Below are 24,628 nucleotides of genomic sequence, written 5' to 3' on the forward strand. Positions count from 1 at the left end.
CGGGATTACTTCCTGATGGGCGGAAGTGACTTCACAAATAAATATGGAGCACATCAGTCTCAAACAGATTTTGTAAACGGGGAGCTGTATGTGGTTGAAACTACCACCCGTTGGAGAGAGTACGATGGAGTAGCAGATGAAACGTCTTACAGCTATGAAACTACTTTTACGAAAGCTAGAGGCATGGATGGAGATTGCCCTAAATGTGGATTATTTGAAAGGCTGTGGAATGAGTTTATGTCTGGTACTGGTTTAAAGGAAAACAGGGAGGAAAATGCATATGGTAGGTTTTTAAATAACTTAAAATCCTTGCCAAATGGGAATATAGTAATTATTGGGCCAGGTGGGCAAGCTACAGAGGTTGATTTTTCTAGCGGAGCATGGAAAAATGGTCCAACCGGTGTTTTAGATTTAGGGAATCCGAGTAATGTATTAAGTGTATTAAGTTTTAGGTTGACTAATGATGAATTAGGAGCGACTGTAGATTTATTTAATCTTCATTTTGAAGATCCTCGGAATAAACTAAATGGTGATGGCTATACTCTTTTTATGGAGTCTCAAAGATATCCAGGGCTGTACTACTACAGAAACAGGCCTGAAGGTACGATGCAGTATTATAAAATAATAAATGCTCCTGACGGTAGTTATATAGTTGCTCCCACTTCAAATTAATGAGATATTATATTCGGCAAAACCAAAAGTACATTTTAGCAAAACCAAAAGTACATTTTTACAGCGAGCCGCGCAATGCAAAAAGGACGCCCAACAGAGCGCCCTTTAAACCACGTTTAACCACCACTTAAACACTACTTAAAGTAAGTAGCCAACACAGCTGCCGGAGTGTCTGACAACAGGTAAGGCATGGCCTTAACGGTCCAGTTGGCAGTACCTTCCATTCTCCTTGAGCCGCCTAGCTCCTCGTCACTAGCAGGCGCCACATCAAAGTCCATAGGGATCACAGCCAGCTGGTCATCCAGTGCGCCAAACATCTTAAAGTCTTCGAACACAAAGGCCATGCTCCAATCGTTGCTGAAATTAACAGTGTTCCAAAAGGCAAGATTGGCATCTACACCATAGTGTTTAAATGGTATGGAGTAAGTAAACGAACTCGTTTTCTCTCGCTTGAACGCCATACCAGGCTTCTTGTTTGCCGTAGGTCTGGCCCAGTTACCTGAGAACCCTTTCAGGATCTTAACGTCTCCAGCGGCGACGGCTGCATCTATGGTGACGGCATCGATCAGCGTTTGTACGTCCACACCCTTTTTAATCATCATGGCACCAACAATCAAACTGCCCTCCTCAAGGCAGTCTCCCTCTGGTGTGAAGGTACCCAAGGCCGCACCGCAGGGATCGTATGCAGTGAGCGCTAAATTCATGTGAAAAAGTTTCATAATAGATCTATTGTTAAAAGTTAAAAAAAATTACTGCATTATGTTGTTCGCGTAAAAAATGGCTAAGTTCTCTCCCAGCTTATTGTTATACTCTTGCGTAAGATGAAGAGAATCATAATAAGCCGCTGGTGTTGATATAGGATATTCATCCGTATCGGATAAGTCCTCTGCAAGATGTACATGTGAGTAGGTTTCAACAAGACCATCTACGCCATTTGTAATTATTTCACCAACGCCTATCCATTGCGGGTCGCTTGCGTATGATCCGCCTGACATCCTTCCTCTTTGCACAATCATCACGGGCACGTCAGGAAAGTCCACAGCTAATCTGTCTATTAGATCAAACGCATCACTTTCTATAGTTGCTAGTGAAGTATCTCCCCGAGCATCATTAATCCCTAGGATCATGATTATGACATCTATACTCCGGCCTAAATAAGTCTCAAATGATTCAGCCTCGGCAACCATAGGCGCATACAAATTACCTGATTGGCTCCAGTTGTTATTATCAAGATATGGGCTAAATTCGCTGCCTCCCTCAGCGTTCTCACTTACATATGTTTGCTTACCGGTTAACTCAAACAATTTTTCTGCAAATGAAGGCATATATCCACCTGTATTTGCATCCTGCAAATCATCTGTTATCTGCGTCAATACTCCAGATCTAAACTCATAAAGAGTCCCGGCCTGTGCGGATGTAGTACCGTTTGACGTGCCGTTGGCAATACTGTCTCCTATTATTAGTACTGCTAGAGGCGGTATATTACCCGCTATGCTATGTATGAAATTTAACATCATAGCGTTGCAAGATCGGTTAAGTTTTGTGCCGTATAAGCTACGGGCTGTAACGTAAAGTGTCTCATATAACAATCGAGAGGTGATGTCCCGGTAGATGTTTGAGCGCCAATCACCAACTTAGCGTTTGAGGAATTAAAGTTCGCCATTGTTAAACCACTTATGTCTCCGTCCAATGAGCCAGAAAGCGTCTGAACAACCTCATCTATCAAGATTTCAATATTTGAACCACTGTTCACCCGAACAGCTAGTTGAACAAAATCAGACATTGCAACATCTGCAAAAACAGAATTAGCGGTCTGTGCGAACACTGTTGTGGAATCACATCCATAAGCAACCGTTATTTTCCCGTCAGTCCTTATATCTATCCAGAATCGGCTGACAGTTGTATTTGCTATGTAACACACATATCCCACTGCTGAGGGTTGTCCGTCATTAAGCTTAATCTGAACCGATATGCTGAACGTGTTTTGAAATAAAGATGATAGTGCGGTACTCTGAGAACTGAGGTTTTCTACTCCAAAGTCAAGACATTCCTTACTGTTTTGAATGCTTCTTGGAACGCCCGAGTTGCTTCCATTGAAGTCATAAGATGTTGATGTCAGCTTATCGGTTGATACTGTAGCCGGATCAGAATTAGTACCCTGTACATCCATTGGCAGGTGGATGAAATCAGGGCTAATACTAGACACATCAAAAGCATCACTTACATTATTTGTGACCGCCTGACTAGTTGCTTCAAGGCCGTTACTAGATGAATCCACAATGTTATTACTAGCAGCTACCTCTAAAGTGAATACGTCTGCCTCAACTACTGACGCATCGAGCGTGAAAGTCAATGTGTTTGTTCCAGATCCTGAGACACTCTGCAATGTCTTCGCAGTTCCGGTAGTAAAATCTAAAGAAAGGCCTGTTAAATCAGTTATTGTCACCGGCTCATTAAAGACTACAACAAGTGAAGTGTCCGCACTGTCCTCAACAGTCGCACTTTGTATAGTGGGGGCAGTAAGATCAGAAGCGGCAGTATTCTTAATAGAGTAGAATACCTTGTTAAGCTGCTGATTATAATAGCCAAAAAAGTGGACCTTCTTTGACACATCGGGCACAGTTGAATCGAGTGAAACAAAATCCGAACTAAAAGTAACAGCATCAGGCGTGTTTAGAATCAAAAATATGGTCTTTCCGTTAATATTACCTGAAGCCGCTAATGTAAAATTCCAGGTTCCACCATTTTGCTGAAGGCCTATTTTGTTGCTGTTGAATGTCAGTTGATTTGTAGGAGTAAAAGTTGGTGCAGACTTTTTATCAAGTGTCAAAGGAGTTACAAAACTGATGTCGTTTATGGCTAAATCTACTTCTGACTGAGTTGCCTGAATAAACCCTATTATCTCCCAATCCCCGGCAGCATACTCAGCCACCAGGTCAGTCGTCTCATATGGCCGTGTAGCCACCGTGAGCCTCAGCAGGCACTTAGGATAACCCGCCTTAGGCACTCCGGTAACATATACCTCCTCCTGTGTGTATACGCCAGCTGCATGGGGCACCAAACCGCTTTCATTCTTAGACACCTCAGTCCAGTTTGCGTCCTCTGCCGGTTGGTTGCCTTGGTTATTGTCAATCTTTGATTTCCAAAGCTTATTGTTAAACTCAGCATAAGCAGGATTACCGGACCCGATGCTGGTTGCCGGAGTATCGTAAACCTCTTCTGAGTCCCAGGCAAGTGACACCTGCTGCCCTGAGCCTGTGAGGTTGCTTTTACGGATCTTATAGTCTTTTCCCTCGCTGCTCTTGCGGATCACAAGAAAGTCCTCGGGTGAAGCTTCTAGCAGCTCCTTCAGACGTGGAAAGTTGGTGGTTCTAAACTGTGTCATGCCGGGTTAACTTCAAATAGATCATTATTCAACTCTAGTATATTTACAGGGGTATCTACATCGCCCTGGTCATCGGTATTGTCCGCAATAAGATCCACCTGCCTCAGCTTGGCTCTAGCGTTGGCAAATGCATCGTTTTGGAAGTATTCTATCTCTACATCCTCCTCAGTCTGATACTCTACATCATTCACTAGTATGTAATCATGTCCGAATGCAAATGCCAGCTTTTCAGCCAGATAAGGTGGTACCTCAAACACTGACAACTGAGGGTTCCTTGTCACATTCTCAGCCAGCTTGATAGCCCTATTACGGCTGTCCTCTGTCACTGTCCTTTCACCTCCAGGTGTTGGCCATTTCAGATCTCCTTCTACACGTATCAGGTTAATGATCCCGGTTGTGTAGTCCATTTTATAGGCGTTCTCAAAATTTTTGTACTTGATAAGTACTGTATCCGGCTGTGTGGCCTTCAGCTCCAGTGGCTCGCTCTCAGCTCTGTATTCCCCAAACTGATCATCACTACCCTCCAGCACCATGTAGTACTTATCATTATTGTAGTTGCCCCAGTTGATGATCTGCTCCCACACCTCATAGGGTTCGATGTCATAGATTGCTGATACTGTACCACTCTGCACGTTTGAGTCTGTAGGGAAAGTAATTATTATAGCCTCAAAGCCTTCTGCGTGTCGGTCCCCAGGGCGTATATCCTCTATTAAATAATCTCCATCAAGACCCGCCTGAGCAAAACCCTCAAGTGTAATAAGCTGCCCTACCTGTGCGAACTCAGGCAGACCGTCACTGAAATATATCTGACATACATTACCACCAAAGCCAGCGGTAATATATCCGGTAACAGACTCCTCATAGTCAGTGAAAGCAGTCTTTTTAACGGGTGTTAAAGTCTCTATTAAAGTATCTTCAAGGTCGTAGATCTTGAGCGTGTTGCTCTCGTAGTTTGACCGGAACTGCAAATACGTGATATCACTCTGCTGTAGCTTCTGGTAGTAGCACTCCTGGAGCACTCCGGGAAATTTCATATTCCTAAACAGGGTGTTATCAAAGTTTTGCAGCTCTGTATTGTCCAGGACAAACCGGTGACTCTGAACTATAGGTATATCAATAGTAGCCGTTCTAAACCTCTTAATCGCGGCTGATATTTCGTCAGTACAATCCTGAGAGTCTTTGACCTTTATTTGGTATGTACCCGGTGGAAGGTTAAAAAACTCAGAGCTGGACTGATAGTTATCTCCGTCATCAACGCTATATTGAATCGGTCCGTTGCTACTTGAGGCTACAACTTTCAGGTAGCCATCATTCGCAAAAATCGTTTGCTCATGCAATACGATTACATTCTCAATTTTAACGTCACACGTAACCACACTTACCAGTACATTCCGCACATCTCCGCATGTGGTCTGAGACTTATACCGCACTGATATCTGATATATATCTGCTGACAGATTTTCCCATTTAGGACTATCCTGCCAGGCTTCAAGGTTAAGCCTATACTCCACCTGCTTTACAGCATTGATAAGCGTCTCTATTGTAATACTACCATCGTTACCCCCAGCGTCAGGGTCAATTTTGACAGTTCCTATTTTCAGGTTACATACTACCTCATTATAGTTTATTTGAAACTTACGAGAATCTATGCAGGTTCTGCCATCTTGCATAGTATTCTTTATATACGCAAAGTACTGGCCAGGCAGAAGCCCAGTGAATATGTTTGATTGTTGATAGTTAACACCTCCGATAGAGAAGGTTTTTATGCCTGACCCTGTGCCATTCAGTGTGGCCGTACCATCCGCTGTATTTTCGCTAGATGCATTTGTTGTACCTACAGAATTCAAAGCCACTTCACATGGAGTTTCTACAGGATCCTCAAAACTTGTAACAAATGCATATGGATGTATATTCTGGGGTTTTACCAGATATGTTATATTACCTTCTTTATGCTGATAAAGAACATTTGGTTGACCAGAAGTACAAATATCCGATGTAAGGTTCCCTCCAATGATCGTTTTTGTTGATGGATCATAAGAAACCTCAGCTATATACCCATGCGATGTATTACAATATGATATGAATTGTACTGCCATTACAAATTAGCTCTTAATAGTTGAAAACTTACCTCTCTGGTCTTCTGATCAGGCACGGCCTCCATCAGATAGCCCTTCTTATGATTTTTGTTCGTAGCGCTAAACTCCACATACCTGGTAGGATACATATTCAATGTTCTCCAGTCCTCGATTGTTAGCTTATGCCGAAATATGTACCTCTCCGGTATCCAAATTTGTTTGCCTAATTGTGCCTTAGTGATCACACCTCCCTCGCTTACCTCCTCCGTCTCACTGTTCAGCCTGCTCACCATATCAGTATTACCCTCACCAAAGTTGATCTTAATACCATCTTCAGTCTTATATAATGATCCTGCTATCACCGGCCCGTTTCTGATTATGTTCCGGGCTATTGAAAGCTTTGCATTGTACACACTTCCCGGATCTAGCACACCATTCAACACAGCAAAGTCCTCATCCTTATCAGTCACAAAGCCACCGCCACTACGCCTGAGTTGAATTATGAAATTTTCATTATCATTTATATTGTCTTTCGCATCTCCCTCTTCATATTGCTCCCTTCTGGTAAACTCAAGCGTGTAGCCGCTTGCTATGTAGGGACTTTCCAATGAAAGCCTATTTTTGATCTGTGTTATCGGCAGCGTCAGCTCTTTTCTGGAGTTGAATTCATCCAGGTTGTTTTGTTCCTCATTTGCCCATCTTTTGTATCCTGCTAAAATCTCATTCCAATACAGCGTAGCATCTACCTCTTTTTTAATGTCATTAACATAGTTGAGCGTGATGCTCTTTTCATTCACGTAGAAGTTACTCACTTGCTCCACCACTATTATCTCCCTTGTATCCTCCTTTTCTATACCCACGCCTATTCCGTCAACAGCATTGTATGTTTCAAACATATCCTTAAAACTTGCGTGCATCGGGTTGTCTGAAAAAGGGAACCCTCTAAGGAGCTTTCCATCTGTTTGACCCCGGAGGCTGCCAGCTCCGTCAGCAAAATACGATCTTGGCTCAGAGTCAGTACGACCAAAATAAGAACTTTTAAAGCTATCTTCCTGATCTGTGATGCTATGACACACCCGCGCCCATATCTCATGAAGTAGCATTACCGGGCAGTCTGTTGCCGGGTAAGTTGTGTCTTCGCTCATCTCAAGTATACTATCTGTGTGGTAAGTAAAAGTTGGTAGACCTGGCGGATTTCCAGAATCAGGATCAGGCCCTACAATAAAAATAATCTCCTCTTCCGCCTCTATTACTATCGTTTCATCAAAATCAACCGTGTATGTGCTCTGGCCATTGGCTTGCAACAACTGCTCGGTTTGCCATGAGCCTCCCACAGGGCCATGTAGGAGCCGGATGTAAACGCCCTCAGCCGGTATACTAGTTGAAACAGTAACACTCCCAGTCACCCGTATTGTCCTGCTAGTTATTCCTATCGGAAACTCTTCACCTTCAGTTGAAAGAATTGGGGTAAATCTATCGGTTGTAAAGGGTTCTTGAGCACCTGTAAGAAAATTCATTTTCTCTTTAAATGGAGGCGTGTGCTCTACGTCAAACTCATTATCTGGCACATGCACATTTTCATCATTACCATCATCCACAAAACCAAACCTGGCTTTCATCCTTATGGTCTTACTGTGCATTTGTATTGTCTGCACTTCACTATTAAAAGGTGTAATAGTCTTACCACCTTGTGTTTTCTTACTTTGCAGGTCCACCTTTACGTCCATCCTATTCTTAAACTTTTGTAAAAACCCTGTGTTCTCCACATTGCAAGTGGCGTATAGTTTGCTTATTTCCAGCGTAGTAAGATTTAAGCGACCTCTGTAATCTTCTGAAAATTTCTTTGTTGTTGAGTCAAGCACTTTCACTATAAGTATTAGCTCCGTTTCTATACCGTACTTTTCATAGAAATAGTGAATTATAGCCTTACCCTTTTTAATGAACTGTAACTTTGGCGTATACTCAAAAAACACACCGTGCAGTTTCTTATCACGCTTAATAGACTTTCCAAGACCGTCCCATCCTACCGGGTCCTCTATTCTGACCTTTGTCTTTAAGTCCTTATGGTACAGGTAATAGTTATACATCAAGCACTATATCTTTTTGATACATAATTAGTCCACATTTGTCCCTTCTGTATACCTACATTAAAGCCATTCTCATCTACATTAATGTGGCTCACCGGTTTGCCTTCAATAGCCCTTTTTATATCCCTCAGCTCTCTGGTGATATCATCACCCTTACGACCTCCTTTTGTAAGCATGATGTCACCCCTCAGGTGCGTAGGTATGTGCTTATCAACCAGTTCACGTAGCTGTAGCTCGCTAAAGCTCTTATCCTCGATCATCGGTTTGAGTAGCCAACCGAACCTCTTACTTGCCTTGGCGTGCACAACACTCTCACGCTTGCTGAGGTGTGCGGGTATGCTGTCACTTGTCTCTGTGCCTGGTCCCTGTAGATCATAGACACCGTCTTTATACTTAGGTATTGATTGACTTTTTACAGCCGCCGCTTGAAGAGCACCCATAGCAATAGCAAAAGCACTGAAGGGCAAACCGAAAGTTGTAGGACTTTTCGCGATAGCTGCCACCACAGCCTCTGCCGTATTGATTGCAATGCTAAAAAGTGCAAGTGTCTGTTCTCTACGCGCCTGCCTTGCTTTGATCGCTCGTTCTTTTTCATCATACTCCTCATTGATACGCTCTTTTGCAGCTTTATTATCACCAGCTTTCTTAAGCTCTTCACGCCTCTCCTCTTCAAGTCTCTCTAGCCTGGCGTTAGATCTGTTCCGTTCAATCTCCGCATATGTTTCAGCTATCTGATCACTCAGCATAAAGGAGGCTCTTATTATCTCCTCTCTTTCTCTTCTAGCCCTTTCCTCCGCTTCTCTTTGCTTTCTCAGCCTCTCTTGGTTAGCCTTGTACATGTCATCCATTGTGTTCTCAAAGTCCTTCAGGATGTCATCATTGATCTTTTCAAGGTCAGGCAGGAAGTCCTCACCAAAATGCTTTTTAATAGCATCAGTGAACTTGCGCGCCTCAGCAGCAGGGTCTCTCTTTTCAAGTAGATCCGGCACTATATCTTTCTGGATCCTGCCAAGCTCCATCAGTCTCTTGATCTCCGCGTCAAGGAGTTGTATCCTGAGGTTAGCCTTAGAAAGCTGGTCCTCAGTGATTGCATTATCTCTCTCTGCTTTTGCCTTCGCTAATTCAGCATTAAGTCTTGCCAGTATAGAAGTTTGTTCCTCAACATCATCAGACCCTTTATTGAACTCCTTCATATAGGCTTTATAGCTTTCCTCAGCGATTTTTAGCAGCGCTGTAGAGTGCTCCAGTTCAAAGTCATAATCACTGAGTATGATCTCAACCTGCTTCAGTGAGAACCCGAATTTTTCAGCGGCAGCTTTCAGGTCATCAGTACTTTTTGCTTGCTTTGACGCGGCATAAAATCCCTCAAGATCGGCCAGCTCTTTTCTATAGCTTTGTATGTGCTTTACTACTTCATTGATAGCGTTTACCTGATCTTCCTTAGTAAGCTTTACAAATGCTTCAATATTTTTTTGAATCCTTTTGTTTGCGTAATCCTCAAAAGGATTCTTATTAGCTACCTCTATGAACTGAGTAATAGCCATAGTCAGCTCTGTAAACTGCTCAATGAAGTATTCAATCACACCTCCCTTATTCTCTCCAAGAGCAGCAAAGAAGCGATCAATTGCATCAGCCGCATTTGACATTTTTCCGCCAAGGGTTTCAGATACAACCGCCATAGATCCTGCAACACCTTCAAGCTCACCCAAACTGAGTATGTAGTTTCTGATAGACTCCTCTGTGAAATCAACCTGAGTTTTAACGCCCTTAAATGCAAACTCTACCTGATCGCCTGACTTCTTAGCTCTAATACCAAACTCTTTCAGTCTCTCAAATTCTCCAGTTGTAGCATCAAGCAGAGCCTCTACTAACTGATCCATGTCTTTGCCCATTGCACTGGTCAGGTCACCCATTTTTGTAAGCTCTTCGTTTGTTGGCACAAAGCCCCTGTTTGCCAGCTTAATGAAAGCGTCTGTGATCTGACTTACCTGAAAGGGGGTCTTTGCTGCAAACAACAGAATTCGATCGAATGCAGCGGCACCGGCTGAGTCGGATCCAAGGGTATTTGCGAGTATTGCACGGAACTTTTGAAATTGTGCAGTAATTTCGATTGTAGTGTTAAGGAACTGCTTTGCTTTGTCTATACTCCAGAGAGCTAACGCGCCTTTGGCAGCCTTACCCAGCAGACCGCTCATGTCTCCTAACTTCTTATTGATCCCGTTCAAATGTCTATCAGCGCGGCCTGTGTCACGGATTTGCTTTTCAAGCTGCCCCATCTCCTTATCGGTCAGGTCGGCAGCCTTACCGGCAGCACGGAGCTTTGCTATCAACTGGTCCAGCTCCTTGTCTTCCACCTTTGCACGTACGGGAAATTCAGCAGCCATTGATTACTTCTTTAATTTGATTTTATACATGCGGCTCAGCCAGCCGTAAAAGTCCTCTGATGTCTTTTTCTTCACTCTCTCAGCCTGCACCTCATCACCTTTGCAGTAGTGGGATACCAGGGTTTCAAAACGCTCCCTGTTTCTGATCCTCAGTTTCCGGTAAGCATCTGCTGATACGCGTTGAGCTTGACCTTGCTTAGCCTCAAATAGAGGTCGATGTCTTTGGGTAGTGACTTTCCAGTAAGCTTCAAACTTCTCTCGCACAGTGTCCGCAAAAAAAAACCCTGGTCGGGCAGCTTCTTAAACTTTCGGATCTTCTCCTGGTTGTAGTCAAGATCATAGCAACTGATGTCCTCATCTTTGTCGAAGTACATGAGGCTGGCCATGTTATAAAGTACCTCTATAGGCGTGCAGTCATTGACCGTAGACTGGAGCATGTACAGCAGCGAACCTATACGGCTGTTTTCGTGGTTGTCATTAGCCTTGATTAGCTCTTGTATGTACTTATTGAGTAGCTCCCTAGTCACGCCCATTTCGCTCTCCTCCCTGAAGTCGAGGTAATGCACGAACCTATTTTGCGGAATGTCGGCAGGCTGGAGAAATTCATAGTATTGCTTACCGTCAATGATCAGGCGGGGCACCGGCCTGATCATCTTTTTATTTACATCATCCAAATACACCCCTTCATACGTGAAGTTGTATAGGAAAGCAATGAGCTTAAGTAGTAGCTTGTTGATCATACCGGCTATGCTTTAAGGCTCCTTAAAACTCTATTCGTAAGCAACCAGGCAAAAAGGATCATTACTGCCCAGGCTGAAAAGAACTGAAAGCCACGCCACAGCTTTTGCCACCAGGTAAGCCCCTTTTCAGGATCGAGTACAAGCGTATCAGGGCATTCTGCCTCTACTTCTATAGGCACTTTCTCAGTCACCACCACAGTGTCAGGTAGACATTCCACATTACCATTGAGGTAGTTATTATACTTATCCTTCCAGAACTTGGCCTGTGCGCGTCCTTCCCTGATGATGAATGTATCCGGCACTGGCTTGTTTGAAGGCACAGCCAGCAGGCTGTCGATACCTATCTTAAGACTGATCTTATCGCCTTTGATTGGCACCACAACCTTAGCCTCTACCGAATCTTTTACCGTCACGGTGTGTGTCTCACCAGTACCAAATTTATCAGCGCATTTCTGAGCGGTTACACACCCGGTAATGAACAGGATAAAAAGCGTTACCCAGATCAACGCCAGGAATACACCTATTGTAGTCTTGCCTCCTGGTATCCTGGGATCTTTCACCCCCAATAGGGACAAGCCCAGTACGATTACCGTAGTAGCCTCCAGTATTGTAGCCTGAGGCAGAAAGAAAAGCACTACACCTACCACTATAAGGATCAAGCCTAACACCGTGGTGATGATGCCCTTTTTGAAATTATCTATGCTAAATTTTTTCATGTCTTAAATGCTCTTTAAAGGTTTACCTCTCCGTTGTAGATGTTCTTTTCAGCCACACCTATAGCCCTCAGCCACTGAGGCACGTTAAAGCTGGGGCACTTCTTAGCCTTGGTAAATTGATTGTGTCCGGCAACTTTGATACGCGGGTGCTGTGCTATAGTCTGGCGAACGTAGTTAGCCAGGCTCAGCCGTTGCTCGGCCGTCCTGGTGTCAAGCACAAAGTTTCCCCCCGGATCTTTACCACCGGAGTACACTACATGCCTGCTGAGTGAGTTAATACCAGCCACACCGTTGGTGATCTCCCAGGGATCTACTTTCTGATCATTGTCATACGGCACTAGGTTAGTCACATCTCCATTGAGGTGTATGATGTCGCTATAACCTACCTGCTTCCAGCCTCTGCCTCTTGGCTTCGGTGAAGTGTGCCAGTCGCGTATTTCAGCAGCGGTAACCTCCCGGCCTTGAGGGGTGTCAGTGCTGTGTATTACCAGATAAGTAAGTCTTTTCATCTTTGAGATCGTTAAGTGGGAGGCGCCCTGTTGCGCCTCCCGGTTTGCACTTGTTTGTTATGGGACTGCCTACTCCACCCCAAAGGGACGTTTCAGCAGTCCCGCTCTCTCCTGGGGTTTATGTTGTCTTAGCAGGGAGGGGACCAACTATGGCACATCCCTCATGTTCGCTAAGCCTGCTTACCTTTACCCTTATTGCTCTTTGGCTTCGGGAGTGTTTCTTCCTTTACCTGCTCGGACTCTGCTTTGGCTTTTTCATCAGCCTGAGCTTTGGCAGCCTTACCACCTCTTTCAAATGGGTGTACCTCCACCTGATTAGCTTTACAGTACTCATCTGCTCTGTAGGCCTGATCCTCCCGGAATATTGTGCCATTGGCGGCAATCAGCAGACGCTTAGCGCCAGGTGTTTTCTTGAAAGTGTCCTGCGCCAACTTCTCCAACTCCTCATCTGTATATTTTTTCATGACTTTGAAATTTTGTTCTTGATGTGCTTACAGAGTGTTGTGACCAGAAATCCGGTAATGGCTCCGATAGCAGATACTACAATGGCCTCAACAATCACGGTTATACTTAGGGCCGCGAATATCTCACCGCCCGACTCCACCACTTTGTTGACAAAGGCCAGCACGGCACCGATCACGGTACCGGCTGTCTTTTGATGATCAAAGTGAATGTGCATATTAAGCGGCTTGTACTATCAATACTGTACCCACTTCATCGTTTCGCTCCTTGCGTCCGCCAGCTCTCACCAGGGCACTGTAAGCATCACCTTGAAGAAGTGCATCACGCTTGGTTTCAAAGAACTCAATAGAGCCTACAGATCTGTGTACATACCGCTCATCATAACATAGTATAGCATCGTTGTCGGTGGCGGCATTATCAGCATCAGATGACTTGATTACTGGTGTTGCAGTGTTGTCAAATCGGGGAACTACATCAGTACGCACAATGTCAAAACCATGTAGCTTAATCAGGTCACCATCCTTCCATACCGCACCAATTGAATCCATCTTGTTTTTGTCGATGACATCAGCGTCAGATTTTATCTGATTATAGGCCTCTTCGGTCATGATTGCTACACGCGGTCCACCTTCTCGCTTAGTGGTTTTGTTCAACCTCGTTTTAGCAGCCGCAAGGTCAGCAGGTGTATACTTCTTTCTGGTACCAGTCTGGTCATCCAGGTATACAGCAGTGTCTGCTCCCGAGCTTCTCAGTATGTTGGCATCCTGAGACGGGCACCACTGCGCCAGTACATCCCTGGCAACTTCCTCAGACAGTACACCTCTATGATCACCAAATACTGATTCCATTTTGTCATAAGACAGCTCTACTGTTTCAGCATTCGATATCAGGGTGGCCTCAGTACTGAACTCATTCAACGCATAGGTTACATCTGTATCGTTTCTCTTCACGAGGGGAACCGGGTACACGCTTCTGTTTTTAGCCGCTTTAGGCTTTGCTCCAGCTTGTGGAATGTGTACTACCTTACCGCTTAGTACGTGCTCAGATCTGTCCTTGGATCTCGTTAGCCATGGGTACTCCTTGAAAAGGTTCTCAGCTATGAAGTTCTCCCATATCTCCACCTGCACTGCTCTAAACACTACACCGGAGGGCGCCTGGCTAACTGCGCTAATAACTAACCCCGCAAAAAATACACAGGCGGAAGTGTGCACGGGGTTTAGGGCCATAGACCCTGCGATAGCCACACCCATAAAGCAGGCTATCAGGATATTCAAGAATATAAGCTTAAAAAATTTCATTGTTTGTCTCTTGTTTTAGTTGAAAAAATGAGTTACCAGACATTAAGCAGCATCAACCACTTTAGCCCATACACCACCCACGAAGGCAGTACCGTTCCACTGTAGCAGTATGGTATCTCTGTCGTTGGCTACACCTGCCAGGTCCGGGGCTACAATAGTATCACCGGTGTTACCAAAAGCTAAAGCTCTACCGGTAGCGTCCTGGATGATATCCACATGCACCTCAGAGCCTACCATCAGCTCATCAGAGGCCACAAGGTCGAGCGTTACCGATTCGGTAGGGCTTATCTGCACGTAGGTCTTAGTGTTTTTGATGTCCACGGATATAGCAGCCGCTGAGTCTGGCGTCTCCAGGGAGGCCGGTCCGTAGGGAAATTTGATTGTATCCATTGTATTTTGATTAGTGTAAAAACTCTATTTAAAGGATGTTTAAGCCTTGTATTCCTTACCAAATTTGGCCTTAAACATCTCAGCGTACTTCTCTGGGCTGCTCAGCTTAATTGACTCCAGCTTACCCGCTTTGTGAGCTTTGTCCCACTCCTCTACCAGGCTCTCATCAGTAGTGCCCGATGCACCGCTGTTGAGCTGCTGGTGTATCGGCTGGTAAGCTTTCTTTTCCTCCAGCTCAGCCTTGACGAACTCAAAACCTTCATCGCTTGCGGATGCCAGGTTCAGGTATCGCTCTTTTTGCTTTTCCACGATCTTACCGGCACTAAGAGCAGCATCCACCAAAGTGGTAGCTTTGTCCTTAAGCGCATTACCCTGAGCAGCTTCCAGGTCGGTCACAGCCTTGTCCTTTTCAGCCGTCAGGGTAGTAATGGTTTCGTCCTTAGCTGATAGCTCAGCCTTTTGTTTGCTAAGAACTTTGTTCATAGCCACAAGTATCTCCTGTTCACTGGCTTTGCTTGATAGCGTGATACCAGTCATCTCATGATACTTATTGATTTCAGAAATGATTAAATCCATCTTTATTTGAGGTTTGTTAGTTAAAAAAAGCTTGTCTAAGTCCTGAGGGTTGCTGTCTGAAAGGCCTATGGACACCACCACATTTTCACCAAATAGCTTACAGGCGTTGGCATTTCCCGGTATGTCAGCTATTGAGGCCTCTTTGAGCACTGACTTTGTTATGGTTGGTAGCGTCTGCCCTTTGTCCATTAGCTTTGGATCTTCCGAGTACTCCAGTATGTCAAGTCCGGCACTGGCAGCATTAAGGATGCCCTTGTCCACCTTCTTGGAGATCTTCATAGCAAACTCATCATCTTCATCAAACACGGCATCACCCAGCAGCTTCTTTCCTTCCTTCCTGATGTTCTCCCACATTCCGATAGGAAGTATTACACCTTCCTTACCCTTGTTTTCAAATGATCGAATATGTGCGTAGAGCATCACTGGGTTTTTCTTGAACCTCTTTAGGTCTATTCCATCCGTCAGGATCTTAAACCCGTAGTCGTTTACAGTTTCGTCTGAGAGTATGAAAGTGTGTTTTGCCATCGTTTTACTAAATCATTTAGGCAAATATGAAAGCTTAAAACCCCATTTAAAAGGGTGAAAATTTGGTTTGCTAATTTTTTTAGTACTGTTGGAGAGAATATTGCTATCTGAGTTTTTCGGCCTTTCCAGCCCTCTTATAAGTATGCACTTTTGTACAAATCAAATGCTTTACTATGGCTAAGAAAGAAGCTCAGGCGCTGGCAAAGAGCCTGTATTTACACAGCAATAAAACTCAGGATGAAATAGCCGCCATTGTCGGGGTAACTAATAAGACCATGACCAAGTGGGTGCAGCCCTGGAAGAACATTAAGCAGGCACGCAACCTGTTGCCCGACCAGCAGGTAGCGAAGATCTACACCCAACTGGAGGCGCTTGACACCCTGATAGAGGCACAGGATAATATCCCCACCAGTAAACAGGCCGACATAAAGAAGAAGCTTACCGCAGCCATTAAAGACATACAAAATGTAAGCCTTAAGGAATATGTACTCTGCTATGAGGAGCTACTGAACCACATCAAGCCAATAGACCTGGACCTGGCTAAACGGCTGGTAGATCAGATCAATGATTTTCTTTTGATGAAAGCCGAACAAATGGAATCGTAATGAGCAACAACGTCAAATATCTCAAGCGTTTCTCTGCCTTTGGTGAGTCGATCAAAGCCGCCACACCGGACCAGAAGGCAAAAGAAACTCATGCAGAAAAGGAAGTCAGGAAAAAGCGCCTACTCAACAACTTTGAAGAGTTCTGTTACTACTACTTCCCCAAAGTAGCTAAAGCAAAGTTTGCCAAGTGGCACAGGAAGTACACCCGTCACATGATCGAGAACGACAGATCTATAGCCGCCATCATGGTGGCCAGGGATCAGGCTAAGTCTTCAGTTACTGACATGCTTGATGTATTCCTATACCTCAAAGGAGAGATACGTTCCATGGCGCTGTTTAGCCACACGGAGACGCAGGCAAAGCTATTACTCAAGTCTATCAAGACAGCCCTGGAGAAAAACCAGCGCATCATTAACGACTTTGGTATACAGAAGGGCGCACGCTGGCAGGATGAATGGTTCATCACCAAGAACGGTGCATCCTTCCGGGCGTTTGGTGCCGGGCAAAATCCGCGTGGTGGCAAGGATGATGAGGAAGCTACCAGGTTTGACCGCCTCAGGTTTGACGACTTTGACGATCCCGAGGTATGCCGTAATCCTACCAGGTTAGACCAGCACTGGAAGTATGTGCAGGGTGACTGTTTTGGCGCTCTGCATATCTCTGGCAAATACCGCATTACATTCCTGAACAATAAGATTGATGAGGACTGTATCATCCAGCGTGCTTACGACCTTGTTAAGGATAAACCGGGAGGCCTCAGGTTAAAGGTCAACCTCCTGGACAAAGATGGTAACCCTACATGGCCCGAGGCATATACTAAAGAGCAGTGCCAGGAGATGATCAACCTGATGGAGGATGAAGCTGACACGGAGTACTTTAACAATCCCTCGATCAAAGGCAAAGAGTTCCAAAAACTCTGGTTCATATTTGCCAAGCTGCCACCCCTAAGAACTTACCGGTACCTGATCAGCTACCTGGACGGTGGCTTTAAAAAGTCAGAGTACTCCGATACTAAATGTCTCGTTTTGATCGGCCTGATGAACGGAGAGTATCACATCAGGAAGGTTTACCTTACGAATGCCTCCAAAAATGAACAAGTGGCCTGGCATTACGACCTTGACGAATTCCTTAAAAAGAATAACGCTACAGCTCAAATGTGGATGGAAGAGGTATTTCTCTTAGATATGCTATATGAAAATTTTGCTGATGCCGCTTCTCCTGAAAATTACGGTTACCAAATTCCTATTAAAGGAGATAAGAGGCAGAAGCCCGATAAAGATTTACGTATAGCAGCCACAGCCGGTAACTATGAGCGCAAGAAAGTAATCTTTGATGAATCTCTGAAGGATGACCCAGACACAAAGCGCCTGATTAGTCAGTACCTCAGGTTTCGGGTAGGTTCTAAAACCAAGAAGGATGGACCTGATGCTGTAGAGGGTGCGATGTTCAAACTGAAGGAAATGGTATTTACGTCACAACCGCCAGAAACAGGTACAAGAACCAGAAGTAACAAAATGTATTAAGCCCCTTTGCATATGTTTTTAACACAACAAGACTATCAGGATCACGTACAGGCCGATGTGCTTAATAAGGTGATCAACGCAGATCTAACAATCCGAACACAGACAGAGCTAAAAGTGCAATCTTTGATTGAAAGCTACTTGAATGTTAGGTATGATATATCAAGGATCTTCAATAAGTCAGGCTCAGCCAGAAATCAAACTGTGCTGATGTACATGGTTGACATGGTTGTATACAGGGTATACTCCAGGGTTGCACCATCTCAGGTCCCCCAGCATGTCAATGATAAGTATACCGATGCGCTTAACTGGTTGAAGATGGTGGCAGCCGGAAAACTGGAGCCTGACCTCCCCAAACCGGCAGGTGACTCCGAAGGTAGCAAATTCAATGTAAAGTACGGATCTGAAAGAAAAAGAAATCCATACTACTGATGCACAACACAAAAATAATCGCTAGGGTATTTAAGAGCGTTTAAGAGCGACTTTATAAACATAACCCTGCAATGACCCTAAACAACTACTTAAATGGCTAAAAAGGAAAAGAAACAAAAAGCCCAGACTGACCCTGAGATAGTGATCAATCAGATCAACGTTGGGCAGCTACAGCGTGGTAACCAAGACATACAAAAATGGATTTCAAATGTGAAGAGCGCTGAGCGGGTACAAAACCCCTACAGAAAACCACTGCTTGACACTTACCACGATCTGAGTATTGACCTACACCTTGACATGGTAATAAGTAAGAGAGTTCGAGCCGTTAAAACATGTCCTTTTGAGTGGGAAGATCTGGAGGTGGATGTGATCAGAGAAAACTTCAGATCGCCCTGGTTTTTCGAGTATATGGAGAATATAATGGATTTTGTATTTCAAGGGCATAACGTGATTGAGCACGTCTTTGAAAACGGATTGATAGTTGATACTGAAATAATACCCAGACAAAATATCTACCCCAAGGAGGGGATCATCACAAAGGAGATGTGGGGATCAAAAGAAAAGGGTTGGAATTACCGAGAGGAACCATACAAGTACTACATGCTTGAAATTGGAAAACCTAAAGACCTGGGCCTGTACGCAAAGATTGCACCCTATGTATTACTGAAAAGGGGCAACTTGGCAGATTACAGCCGTTTCAACGAGATGTTTGGCATGCCGCTAAGGTGGTATGAATACGATCCACACGATCCCGGTGCTAGGGAGGAAGTAACCAAACAGGCAAAGGCTCAGGGAGCGGCTGCTTATGTGGTTGTACCAAAAGGCACCTCTGTCAATTTTCATGAAGCCAACCAGTCAGGAGCCAGCACCACCTATAAAGACCTGCACCAAATCCTTAACGATGAGATAACAATAGGTGTGTTAGGTCAGAAGCTAACAACCAGCAGTGAGGGCAAAGGATCTTACGCACTTGGATCAGTACATCAGGAAGTAGAGAAGTCCGTAAACCTGGAGGACCGGCTTATGGTAGAGTATATCCTCAACTATCCATTTAAAAACAACATACTGATACCTCATGGCTATCCTGTTGAAGGTCACCATGGCCGTTTTATCGTAAGTGAAGAACTTCCAAAAGATAAGAAGGCAGATATATGGCTTAAAATGGAGCAACGTATCCCTATTGCCGCTGAAGACTTTTACAATGAGTTTGGAGTACCTCACCCTGACGAAGCTGCCATAAAGCTTTGGACCGAACGTAAAAAGCTAATGCAGCCCGGAGGTGCTGCACCTGAGCCGGGAAAGTGAAAGATCAGAATGAGCTTTCATCCCGGACCCGTTCCGGGATCTCGTTGATCGAGCAGCTTAAGAACCTTTACACCCCACGCTGCAACCATGCCCAGGAGCAGCACCGGGAGATCAAGCTCTCATACCAGGACGATCTACTGGAGATCATAGACCGGCTGATAGAAAAGATCTACAGTGGCGAGACGGTCACGGTTGACCAGGAGCTGTACGAGCTTACAGCCAATGAACTGTTTGAATCTGTAGAACGCGGATTTGGTACCACACTCAAAGTGGCTGAAGGTGCTGACCTGGAGATGCTGCGCAAGCTCAGGGAGAATATATATGTTTTCTCAGGCTTCAAGACTTACAACATGTTACAGGAGGCCTCAGCCCTACTACTCGATGAGAACGGTGCACGTAGAACATTTGCCCAGTTCAGGGATGAGATCCTCAAGCTCAACCAGGAGTACAATGTCAACTTTCTGAGAGCTGAGTACAACCACGCCACAGCCTCCAGCCGTATGGCGGCCAAGTGGACGCAGATCCTCAGCCAGGCAGACGCCTTGCCACTACTCCAGTACATAACTGCCGGTGACTCCAGGGTAAGAGAGAGCCACCGGCCACTGGATAAAGTCATACTGCCGGTAACGCATCCATTCTGGAATAGCTACATGCCACCTAACGATTGGGGATGCCGCTGCACAGTGCGACAACTGGCAGAGGGAGAACGCACCAGGCCTCAGGACATACCAGAGCCACAGCTCAAAGAGATGTTCCTGGGCAATCCGGGTAAAGACGGGGTAATATTCCCCCGGACACACCCATACTACAACATCGCCAACCAGGACGATGCAGACAATAATTTCGGTTTAAACATTCCTATATATGAGTAGAATATCACATTGCCAGGCCTGCTACAACTTGAAGCACGGTATTAAAACCAGGCTACCAGTTCCACACACTTGCGAACAGGCAACAGAGCCGGTAGTAATAAAATGTCGCTGTGATTGTCACAAGCATCCTGGATGCTACAGGATGCCATGTTCAGTATGCGGCCACGATGATAATGACGGCACCTTTATTGGTGGTGTAGTAAACGGACATTGGGAAAAGATATAGCCGATGCCACACTACAAAGTAGTCATAAGACGCCTGGAGGCATTAAAGGCAGAGCTGCCGATCATCGTAGCGAATGAGATGGTAAACCATGCCATCGACAACATACGCGCGGGAAGCTGGGACGGCAGGCCGTGGCCTGCAAGGAAGGCCTTTGCACCCCGAAACCGTGGCCGCGGTCTGCTCATAGATACCGGTGACGGCCTCAGATCAATTGCATCAAAAATACAAAAACCCTACGTTTTGCTGAAGATGGAGGACTACATGGCCGCGCATAATGAAGGCGCTGACATCAACGTAACGCAGAACGTAAGGAGCCACACCAGGCGGAGAGCTGGCCGGTCAATGCAGGTAAGAGCGCACTCACGTAATATGAACTTCAAGCTACCACAAAGGCAGTTTGCCGGTGAGAGTAAGGTACTGAGTGAAAACATTAGGAAAGTATTTGAGAAACGCTTCAGGCGAGTATTCACATAACATTTAACACTATGTATCCAGAGAACATTATTTATAGCGCCATAGAGCAACGCATCACCGACAATGAGGCGTGGCTCACCGGGCTGGGAGGCACCGCTGTGGCAGACATCCAATGGTACAACAAGCAGTATGAAGAGCAGCAGAATGATCTGCCCTGGTTGCGGCCTGCCGTGTTTATCGAGTTTGCGGAAATAGACTGGGTGCACCACACCGCATTCACTCAGAAATGTAATGTGCCTATAGCCTTGCATATCGTGCAGGATCTGTACGTAGATGGCAGGGACAGCTCCCCGCAGCTCAATGACTTTAAAACACAGCTGGATTACCCCTACATGATCAATGAACTTTTTGACGGCTGGAAGGGTTCAGGTACTTGTTTCAAGAGAATGAAGCTGGTAAGAACGCGCACCGACCATGACAACGACAACCTGATGGTGCATGTGTTTGTATATGAGTCGGAGGTAGTACTCAACAAGCTTAACAATCCACCGGATTAGTGTTATATTTAAAGCCTTTTTAAAACTTCTTTAATCTTAAATTACAGAGCTATGAAACGATTGATCTTATTCTTTTTCTTAATAGGGATGATAACCCTCTCCGCCTGTGATCCGGCCGGTGATGAAATTTTTGACGCTGGCAAACCTACTGTAGATACAGTGACAGGGGGTGGTGATGATGACGATGATGATGGTACCGCGCCACCTCCCGGAACAAATGGCTAGACGTAAGTATTTTGGGCATATTATACGATTTAAGGCAGCCGTACTTTGCTGCCTTTTCGTATATTTGATTAGTATATTCTTATACCTAGCCTGATTATGAAAATTTTGATGATGTTATACTGCACTCTGTTGCCAGCCCTGGCTTCAGCTCAGTCATTTCAGCAATTATATGACAGTGCAGCCCGATTTTACAACAGTGATCCCACCAAAGCCGTAGAGCTGGGCAAGCAGGCGTTAAGCCTTGCAGAAACCGAGCAGGAGACAGCAAACGCAAACTTTATGATAGCAGCAAGCCACTACAACAGTAAAAACATGGCTGACGCTCTCATGTACTATTTTACAGCTTTACGTCAATATCAGGAGCTTAACGACCAGAAACACATAAGTGATGTAATGCTCAACATAGCGGTGATCTTCAAACAATGCTACGCATACGACAAGGCTATTGACATCTACAAGCAGGTAGCGGAGCTGAAGCATGATTTGGGTGATCAGTTCCTCCTGGCTGAAACGTACCGAAACATGGCTAAGGTCTATCGCCTGAAAGCCGACTACGATTCAGCTGCGCTTTACAACACCAAGGCACTGGATATATACCTTGAGCTTAATGATAAGAAAAGCCAGTCCGTCATTTACAACGAGCTAGGTATACTACACAAAGAAACTCACCGGTACGACACCGCAATTGATTACTATTTCAGGGCGCTACATATAGTTGAAGGCACCAAAGCAGAAGCTTCCAGGCGAGCCAAGACTTACAACAATGCCGGTAATGCTTACCTGGGCAAAAAGGACTACGAACGAGCACGGCACTACCTACTCCTGAGCCTGGACATGAAGGATGCAGAAAACCCGGATGAGTCAACAGTGAGGACGCTGAATAACCTGGCAGAAACCTTCCAAAACATGAACCAGACCGACAGCGCTATATACTACCTGGAGCTAGCAACCGCTACCACTGACACCACCAGCACAGAAGCACTACGCACCAGGGAGATGCTGGCCGACATCTACAAGGGCACCGGCAACACCGAAAAGGCTATGCTGGCCTACGAGCAGATACACCAGTACGCCCGCAGCATGGCACACCTACAGCAAAACAACGACCGCCTGTACAATTTCTACCAGGTGCAGTCTGTACTTTATGAGATCCAGAAAATTGAGCAGGAAGAGAACGCCAGAAAAGAGCGGATGATCACCCTTGCCATCGTTGGCTTGTCTGTGTTAGTTGTGGGTCTGATCTTCCTGGGCATATACCGCTCATACCGCAAACGGAAGATCTACAAAAAGGCGATAGTAGACGAGCTTAAGAAACTATAGCAGCCTGTCTATTTTATTAGCCAGCCTCTCCTTATCTTCATAGAGTTTAAGCAGCTTATTCTTTAGCTCCACATTCTCCCGGCTCAGATCGTTAATAGCCTGCTCTATCAGGCCTATCAGGTGCGCCTGTCGCGCATCAGCCGCCATACCTTTTAGCTCCTTTATTGCATCACTTGTAGTCTGGCTTTTTGTCATATACACTACAAACTCCTCAGCCACGTGAGCATACACAGTTTCCTCGTTACTCAGTAGCATTTCACCAGATCCCTTAAACAACCAGGTAGGATTAAGGTCTGGATATTCAGAGAATATTTTCTCTAATTTATCAGTACCGATAGAAGATTTACTCTTTAGCGCCTTACCTATAGAACCATGACTCAGGCCCACCAAACCCTCGAAAGAAGTAGGTTTTAAGCCCAAATACTCAATAAATGAACGCAGGCGATCCTGCCAGGTGTGTTGGTTCATAGTGTCAAAAGTAGAAAATTTTCTCCATAGACATTGTTAAAAGAGAAAATTTTCTCTATTATTGTTCTTGTAATCACAGTCAAATATGAACAATAATTCCAAATTATCCGAACAAAAGCGGGAGCAACTCAAGCGCAAACTCAAGGAGAGTGATATCTCCAACAAAGAGTTAGCAGACCGCGCAGGAGTAACCACCAGGGCGGTGAGCTACTTCTTTTCAGGCCGCAGCTACAGCAGCAATATCCACAGCGCTGCCATTCAGCTACTCAACGAAAAGCTGAACGAGCAGATCTACAAAGTACAGTGCAATCATTCAGAAATCTTAAGACTACAATCAGCATGACAGATATGAGGACGAAAGCACACAGAGGACAGGTAGCGGAGTCTGCTATCACCTTACTAAGGACAGGAATAAGCAAAGTAAATAAGCACCTGATACTAGGAGCCTACGAAATAGTGGAAGCAGATGACTTTTCTTGGGATGACCTTGACGCCTTGTACCTGGAATGGGAGGACTTAGTTGATGAAGCTAACGACATCCTTTTCGAGTGAGATCTCAATACTTACATCTTAACATCAAATCTACATTATCATGGATCAAATAAATCTTAGCCAAGTAATCAGGTTTCTCAATAACATCAATATCAACAAGCTTGAGACCTTCTTAGACTGTCATTGCGAAAGTAGCCATTTGGCAAAGCACCTCATCTCAAAGCTGGAGGGCTTAGGAGCAAAACATGGCATGCTTAATTATCAAGCCATTGGAGAGTGGCTTACAGAGCTGGATCTACAAAGCAGAAAGCTAGTTAGTACTTACATAAAGCACTTCATGTGAGTCTCAATACTCAAATCTTACATCTCAAAT

29 protein-coding genes are annotated in these 24,628 nt (G+C 45.0%); 14 read left to right on the forward strand and 15 right to left on the reverse strand.

The annotated features are described in order from the left end of the window. Positions 1–672, forward strand: a 672-nt coding sequence (locus C900_RS21940) for a hypothetical protein (RefSeq protein ID WP_040497298.1), incomplete at its 5' end; no start/stop codon positions are given. 134 nt (positions 673–806) lie between these two features. On the opposite strand, the gene C900_RS21945 is transcribed toward C900_RS21940, so the two are convergent. The 14 genes from C900_RS21945 to C900_RS28800 all read right to left on the reverse strand — a co-directional run bounded on the left by C900_RS21945 (position 807) and on the right by C900_RS28800 (position 15,819). Beyond that, positions 807–1,376 carry a hypothetical protein gene (locus C900_RS21945; RefSeq protein ID WP_009582442.1) on the reverse strand — a complete coding sequence of 190 codons (570 nt, stop codon included), beginning with the start codon at positions 1,374–1,376 and terminating at the stop codon, positions 807–809. A gap of 45 nt (positions 1,377–1,421) precedes the next feature. After that, on the reverse strand, positions 1,422–2,045 hold the full coding sequence (locus C900_RS21950) for an SGNH/GDSL hydrolase family protein (RefSeq protein ID WP_157494124.1): 624 nt from the start codon (positions 2,043–2,045) through the stop codon (positions 1,422–1,424). A gap of 140 nt (positions 2,046–2,185) precedes the next feature. Then, complete coding sequence (locus C900_RS21955; RefSeq protein ID WP_009582444.1) at positions 2,186–4,057, reverse strand: Ig-like domain-containing domain; 1,872 nt, start codon at positions 4,055–4,057, stop codon at positions 2,186–2,188. After that, positions 4,054–6,153: a hypothetical protein gene (locus C900_RS21960; RefSeq protein WP_009582445.1), complete on the reverse strand. Its 2,100-nt coding sequence runs from the start codon at positions 6,151–6,153 to the stop codon at positions 4,054–4,056. Before C900_RS21960 ends, C900_RS21955 begins: the two co-directional genes overlap by 4 nt. Then, a complete protein-coding gene (locus C900_RS21965) occupies positions 6,153–8,222 on the reverse strand; it encodes a hypothetical protein (RefSeq protein WP_157494125.1) in 2,070 nt (689 codons plus the stop codon). The genes C900_RS21960 and C900_RS21965 overlap by 1 nt, the downstream gene beginning before the upstream one ends. After that, positions 8,219–10,603 (reverse strand): tape measure protein, encoded by a 2,385-nt coding sequence (locus tag C900_RS21970; protein ID WP_009582447.1) that lies wholly within the window; start codon positions 10,601–10,603, stop codon positions 8,219–8,221. Before C900_RS21970 ends, C900_RS21965 begins: the two co-directional genes overlap by 4 nt. Positions 10,604–10,752: 149 nt before the next feature. Beyond that, complete coding sequence (locus C900_RS21975) at positions 10,753–11,343, reverse strand: hypothetical protein (protein ID WP_009582448.1); 591 nt, start codon at positions 11,341–11,343, stop codon at positions 10,753–10,755. A gap of 5 nt (positions 11,344–11,348) precedes the next feature. After that, positions 11,349–12,059 carry a hypothetical protein gene (locus C900_RS21980; protein WP_009582449.1) on the reverse strand — a complete coding sequence of 237 codons (711 nt, stop codon included), beginning with the start codon at positions 12,057–12,059 and terminating at the stop codon, positions 11,349–11,351. Between the two features lie 14 nt (positions 12,060–12,073). Continuing rightward, on the reverse strand, positions 12,074–12,568 hold the full coding sequence (locus C900_RS21985) for an N-acetylmuramoyl-L-alanine amidase (RefSeq protein WP_009582450.1): 495 nt from the start codon (positions 12,566–12,568) through the stop codon (positions 12,074–12,076). A 170-nt stretch (positions 12,569–12,738) separates the two neighbouring features. Then, positions 12,739–13,032: a hypothetical protein gene (locus C900_RS21990; protein ID WP_009582451.1), complete on the reverse strand. Its 294-nt coding sequence runs from the start codon at positions 13,030–13,032 to the stop codon at positions 12,739–12,741. Beyond that, on the reverse strand, positions 13,029–13,247 hold the full coding sequence (locus tag C900_RS21995; RefSeq protein ID WP_009582452.1) for a hypothetical protein: 219 nt from the start codon (positions 13,245–13,247) through the stop codon (positions 13,029–13,031). Before C900_RS21995 ends, C900_RS21990 begins: the two co-directional genes overlap by 4 nt. Position 13,248: 1 nt before the next feature. After that, complete coding sequence (locus tag C900_RS22000) at positions 13,249–14,328, reverse strand: hypothetical protein (protein WP_040497301.1); 1,080 nt, start codon at positions 14,326–14,328, stop codon at positions 13,249–13,251. Positions 14,329–14,370: 42 nt separating this feature from the next. Beyond that, complete coding sequence (locus tag C900_RS22005) at positions 14,371–14,718, reverse strand: hypothetical protein (RefSeq protein WP_009582455.1); 348 nt, start codon at positions 14,716–14,718, stop codon at positions 14,371–14,373. 39 nt (positions 14,719–14,757) lie between these two features. Beyond that, a complete protein-coding gene (locus tag C900_RS28800) occupies positions 14,758–15,819 on the reverse strand; it encodes a hypothetical protein (protein WP_009582456.1) in 1,062 nt (353 codons plus the stop codon). A 173-nt stretch (positions 15,820–15,992) separates the two neighbouring features. On the opposite strand from C900_RS28800, the gene C900_RS22015 reads away from it, so the two are divergent. The 10 genes from C900_RS22015 to C900_RS22050 all read left to right on the forward strand — a co-directional run bounded on the left by C900_RS22015 (position 15,993) and on the right by C900_RS22050 (position 23,295). Beyond that, complete coding sequence (locus C900_RS22015) at positions 15,993–16,424, forward strand: hypothetical protein (protein ID WP_009582457.1); 432 nt, start codon at positions 15,993–15,995, stop codon at positions 16,422–16,424. Next, entirely contained in the window at positions 16,424–17,947 is a 1,524-nt protein-coding gene (locus C900_RS22020) for a hypothetical protein (protein ID WP_009582458.1), read from the forward strand. Before C900_RS22015 ends, C900_RS22020 begins: the two co-directional genes overlap by 1 nt. A gap of 12 nt (positions 17,948–17,959) precedes the next feature. Continuing rightward, on the forward strand, positions 17,960–18,376 hold the full coding sequence (locus tag C900_RS22025) for a phage protein Gp36 family protein (RefSeq protein WP_009582459.1): 417 nt from the start codon (positions 17,960–17,962) through the stop codon (positions 18,374–18,376). 93 nt (positions 18,377–18,469) lie between these two features. Beyond that, positions 18,470–19,681, forward strand: coding sequence for a phage portal protein family protein (locus tag C900_RS22030; protein ID WP_009582460.1), 1,212 nt, complete (start codon positions 18,470–18,472; stop codon positions 19,679–19,681). Further along, complete coding sequence (locus C900_RS28805; RefSeq protein ID WP_009582461.1) at positions 19,678–20,553, forward strand: phage head morphogenesis protein; 876 nt, start codon at positions 19,678–19,680, stop codon at positions 20,551–20,553. Before C900_RS22030 ends, C900_RS28805 begins: the two co-directional genes overlap by 4 nt. Next, complete coding sequence (locus tag C900_RS30050) at positions 20,546–20,779, forward strand: hypothetical protein (protein WP_157494126.1); 234 nt, start codon at positions 20,546–20,548, stop codon at positions 20,777–20,779. The genes C900_RS28805 and C900_RS30050 overlap by 8 nt, the downstream gene beginning before the upstream one ends. Positions 20,780–20,782: 3 nt before the next feature. Continuing rightward, on the forward strand, positions 20,783–21,253 hold the full coding sequence (locus C900_RS22040) for a phage virion morphogenesis protein (protein WP_009582462.1): 471 nt from the start codon (positions 20,783–20,785) through the stop codon (positions 21,251–21,253). Between the two features lie 11 nt (positions 21,254–21,264). Continuing rightward, positions 21,265–21,750: a hypothetical protein gene (locus C900_RS22045; RefSeq protein WP_009582463.1), complete on the forward strand. Its 486-nt coding sequence runs from the start codon at positions 21,265–21,267 to the stop codon at positions 21,748–21,750. Positions 21,751–21,801: 51 nt separating this feature from the next. Next, positions 21,802–21,975, forward strand: a complete 174-nt coding sequence (locus tag C900_RS30055; RefSeq protein ID WP_009582464.1) for a hypothetical protein — start codon at positions 21,802–21,804, stop codon at positions 21,973–21,975. Between the two features lie 96 nt (positions 21,976–22,071). Then, positions 22,072–23,295 (forward strand): tetratricopeptide repeat protein, encoded by a 1,224-nt coding sequence (locus tag C900_RS22050; RefSeq protein WP_083867552.1) that lies wholly within the window; start codon positions 22,072–22,074, stop codon positions 23,293–23,295. Here C900_RS22050 and C900_RS28810 read toward each other — a convergent pair. Beyond that, positions 23,290–23,763: a hypothetical protein gene (locus tag C900_RS28810; RefSeq protein ID WP_009582466.1), complete on the reverse strand. Its 474-nt coding sequence runs from the start codon at positions 23,761–23,763 to the stop codon at positions 23,290–23,292. The genes C900_RS22050 and C900_RS28810 overlap by 6 nt on opposite strands. An 85-nt stretch (positions 23,764–23,848) precedes the next feature. Here C900_RS28810 and C900_RS22060 point away from each other — a divergent pair, with 85 nt between their 5' ends. The 3 genes from C900_RS22060 to C900_RS22070 are packed head-to-tail and all read left to right on the forward strand — an operon-like array spanning position 23,849 to position 24,598. Beyond that, entirely contained in the window at positions 23,849–24,106 is a 258-nt protein-coding gene (locus C900_RS22060) for a helix-turn-helix domain-containing protein (RefSeq protein WP_009582467.1), read from the forward strand. A gap of 5 nt (positions 24,107–24,111) precedes the next feature. After that, positions 24,112–24,315 (forward strand): hypothetical protein, encoded by a 204-nt coding sequence (locus C900_RS22065; RefSeq protein WP_157494127.1) that lies wholly within the window; start codon positions 24,112–24,114, stop codon positions 24,313–24,315. Between the two features lie 40 nt (positions 24,316–24,355). Continuing rightward, the gene (locus C900_RS22070) at positions 24,356–24,598 is read left to right on the forward strand and encodes a hypothetical protein (protein ID WP_040497303.1); all 243 of its coding nucleotides are present in this window, start codon (positions 24,356–24,358) and stop codon (positions 24,596–24,598) included. Positions 24,599–24,628: the final 30 nt, after the last annotated feature.

Source organism: Fulvivirga imtechensis AK7, assembly GCF_000331535.1.
In the GTDB taxonomy this organism is placed as follows: Bacteria; Bacteroidota; Bacteroidia; order Cytophagales; family Cyclobacteriaceae; genus Fulvivirga; species Fulvivirga imtechensis.

Coding starts and splice junctions, on each gene's coding strand:
- C900_RS21995 (WP_009582452.1), bottom strand. CDS start 13,247: ATGCACATTCACTTTGATCATCAAAAGACAGCCGGTACCGTGATCGGT.
- C900_RS21945 (WP_009582442.1), bottom strand. CDS start 1,376: ATGAATTTAGCGCTCACTGCATACGATCCCTGCGGTGCGGCCTTGGGT.
- C900_RS22070 (WP_040497303.1), top strand. CDS start 24,356: ATGGATCAAATAAATCTTAGCCAAGTAATCAGGTTTCTCAATAACATC.
- C900_RS30055 (WP_009582464.1), top strand. CDS start 21,802: ATGAAACGATTGATCTTATTCTTTTTCTTAATAGGGATGATAACCCTC.
- C900_RS21960 (WP_009582445.1), bottom strand. CDS start 6,153: ATGGCAGTACAATTCATATCATATTGTAATACATCGCATGGGTATATA.
- C900_RS21990 (WP_009582451.1), bottom strand. CDS start 13,032: ATGAAAAAATATACAGATGAGGAGTTGGAGAAGTTGGCGCAGGACACT.
- C900_RS22050 (WP_083867552.1), top strand. CDS start 22,072: ATGAAAATTTTGATGATGTTATACTGCACTCTGTTGCCAGCCCTGGCT.
- C900_RS22015 (WP_009582457.1), top strand. CDS start 15,993: ATGGCTAAGAAAGAAGCTCAGGCGCTGGCAAAGAGCCTGTATTTACAC.
- C900_RS22025 (WP_009582459.1), top strand. CDS start 17,960: ATGTTTTTAACACAACAAGACTATCAGGATCACGTACAGGCCGATGTG.
- C900_RS22005 (WP_009582455.1), bottom strand. CDS start 14,718: ATGGATACAATCAAATTTCCCTACGGACCGGCCTCCCTGGAGACGCCA.
- C900_RS28810 (WP_009582466.1), bottom strand. CDS start 23,763: ATGAACCAACACACCTGGCAGGATCGCCTGCGTTCATTTATTGAGTAT.
- C900_RS21975 (WP_009582448.1), bottom strand. CDS start 11,343: ATGATCAACAAGCTACTACTTAAGCTCATTGCTTTCCTATACAACTTC.
- C900_RS22000 (WP_040497301.1), bottom strand. CDS start 14,328: ATGAAATTTTTTAAGCTTATATTCTTGAATATCCTGATAGCCTGCTTT.
- C900_RS21980 (WP_009582449.1), bottom strand. CDS start 12,059: ATGAAAAAATTTAGCATAGATAATTTCAAAAAGGGCATCATCACCACG.
- C900_RS28800 (WP_009582456.1), bottom strand. CDS start 15,819: ATGGCAAAACACACTTTCATACTCTCAGACGAAACTGTAAACGACTAC.
- C900_RS22030 (WP_009582460.1), top strand. CDS start 18,470: ATGGCTAAAAAGGAAAAGAAACAAAAAGCCCAGACTGACCCTGAGATA.
- C900_RS22060 (WP_009582467.1), top strand. CDS start 23,849: ATGAACAATAATTCCAAATTATCCGAACAAAAGCGGGAGCAACTCAAG.
- C900_RS22045 (WP_009582463.1), top strand. CDS start 21,265: ATGTATCCAGAGAACATTATTTATAGCGCCATAGAGCAACGCATCACC.
- C900_RS21955 (WP_009582444.1), bottom strand. CDS start 4,057: ATGACACAGTTTAGAACCACCAACTTTCCACGTCTGAAGGAGCTGCTA.
- C900_RS21970 (WP_009582447.1), bottom strand. CDS start 10,603: ATGGCTGCTGAATTTCCCGTACGTGCAAAGGTGGAAGACAAGGAGCTG.
- C900_RS30050 (WP_157494126.1), top strand. CDS start 20,546: ATGAGTAGAATATCACATTGCCAGGCCTGCTACAACTTGAAGCACGGT.
- C900_RS22065 (WP_157494127.1), top strand. CDS start 24,112: ATGAGGACGAAAGCACACAGAGGACAGGTAGCGGAGTCTGCTATCACC.
- C900_RS22040 (WP_009582462.1), top strand. CDS start 20,783: ATGCCACACTACAAAGTAGTCATAAGACGCCTGGAGGCATTAAAGGCA.
- C900_RS22020 (WP_009582458.1), top strand. CDS start 16,424: ATGAGCAACAACGTCAAATATCTCAAGCGTTTCTCTGCCTTTGGTGAG.
- C900_RS21985 (WP_009582450.1), bottom strand. CDS start 12,568: ATGAAAAGACTTACTTATCTGGTAATACACAGCACTGACACCCCTCAA.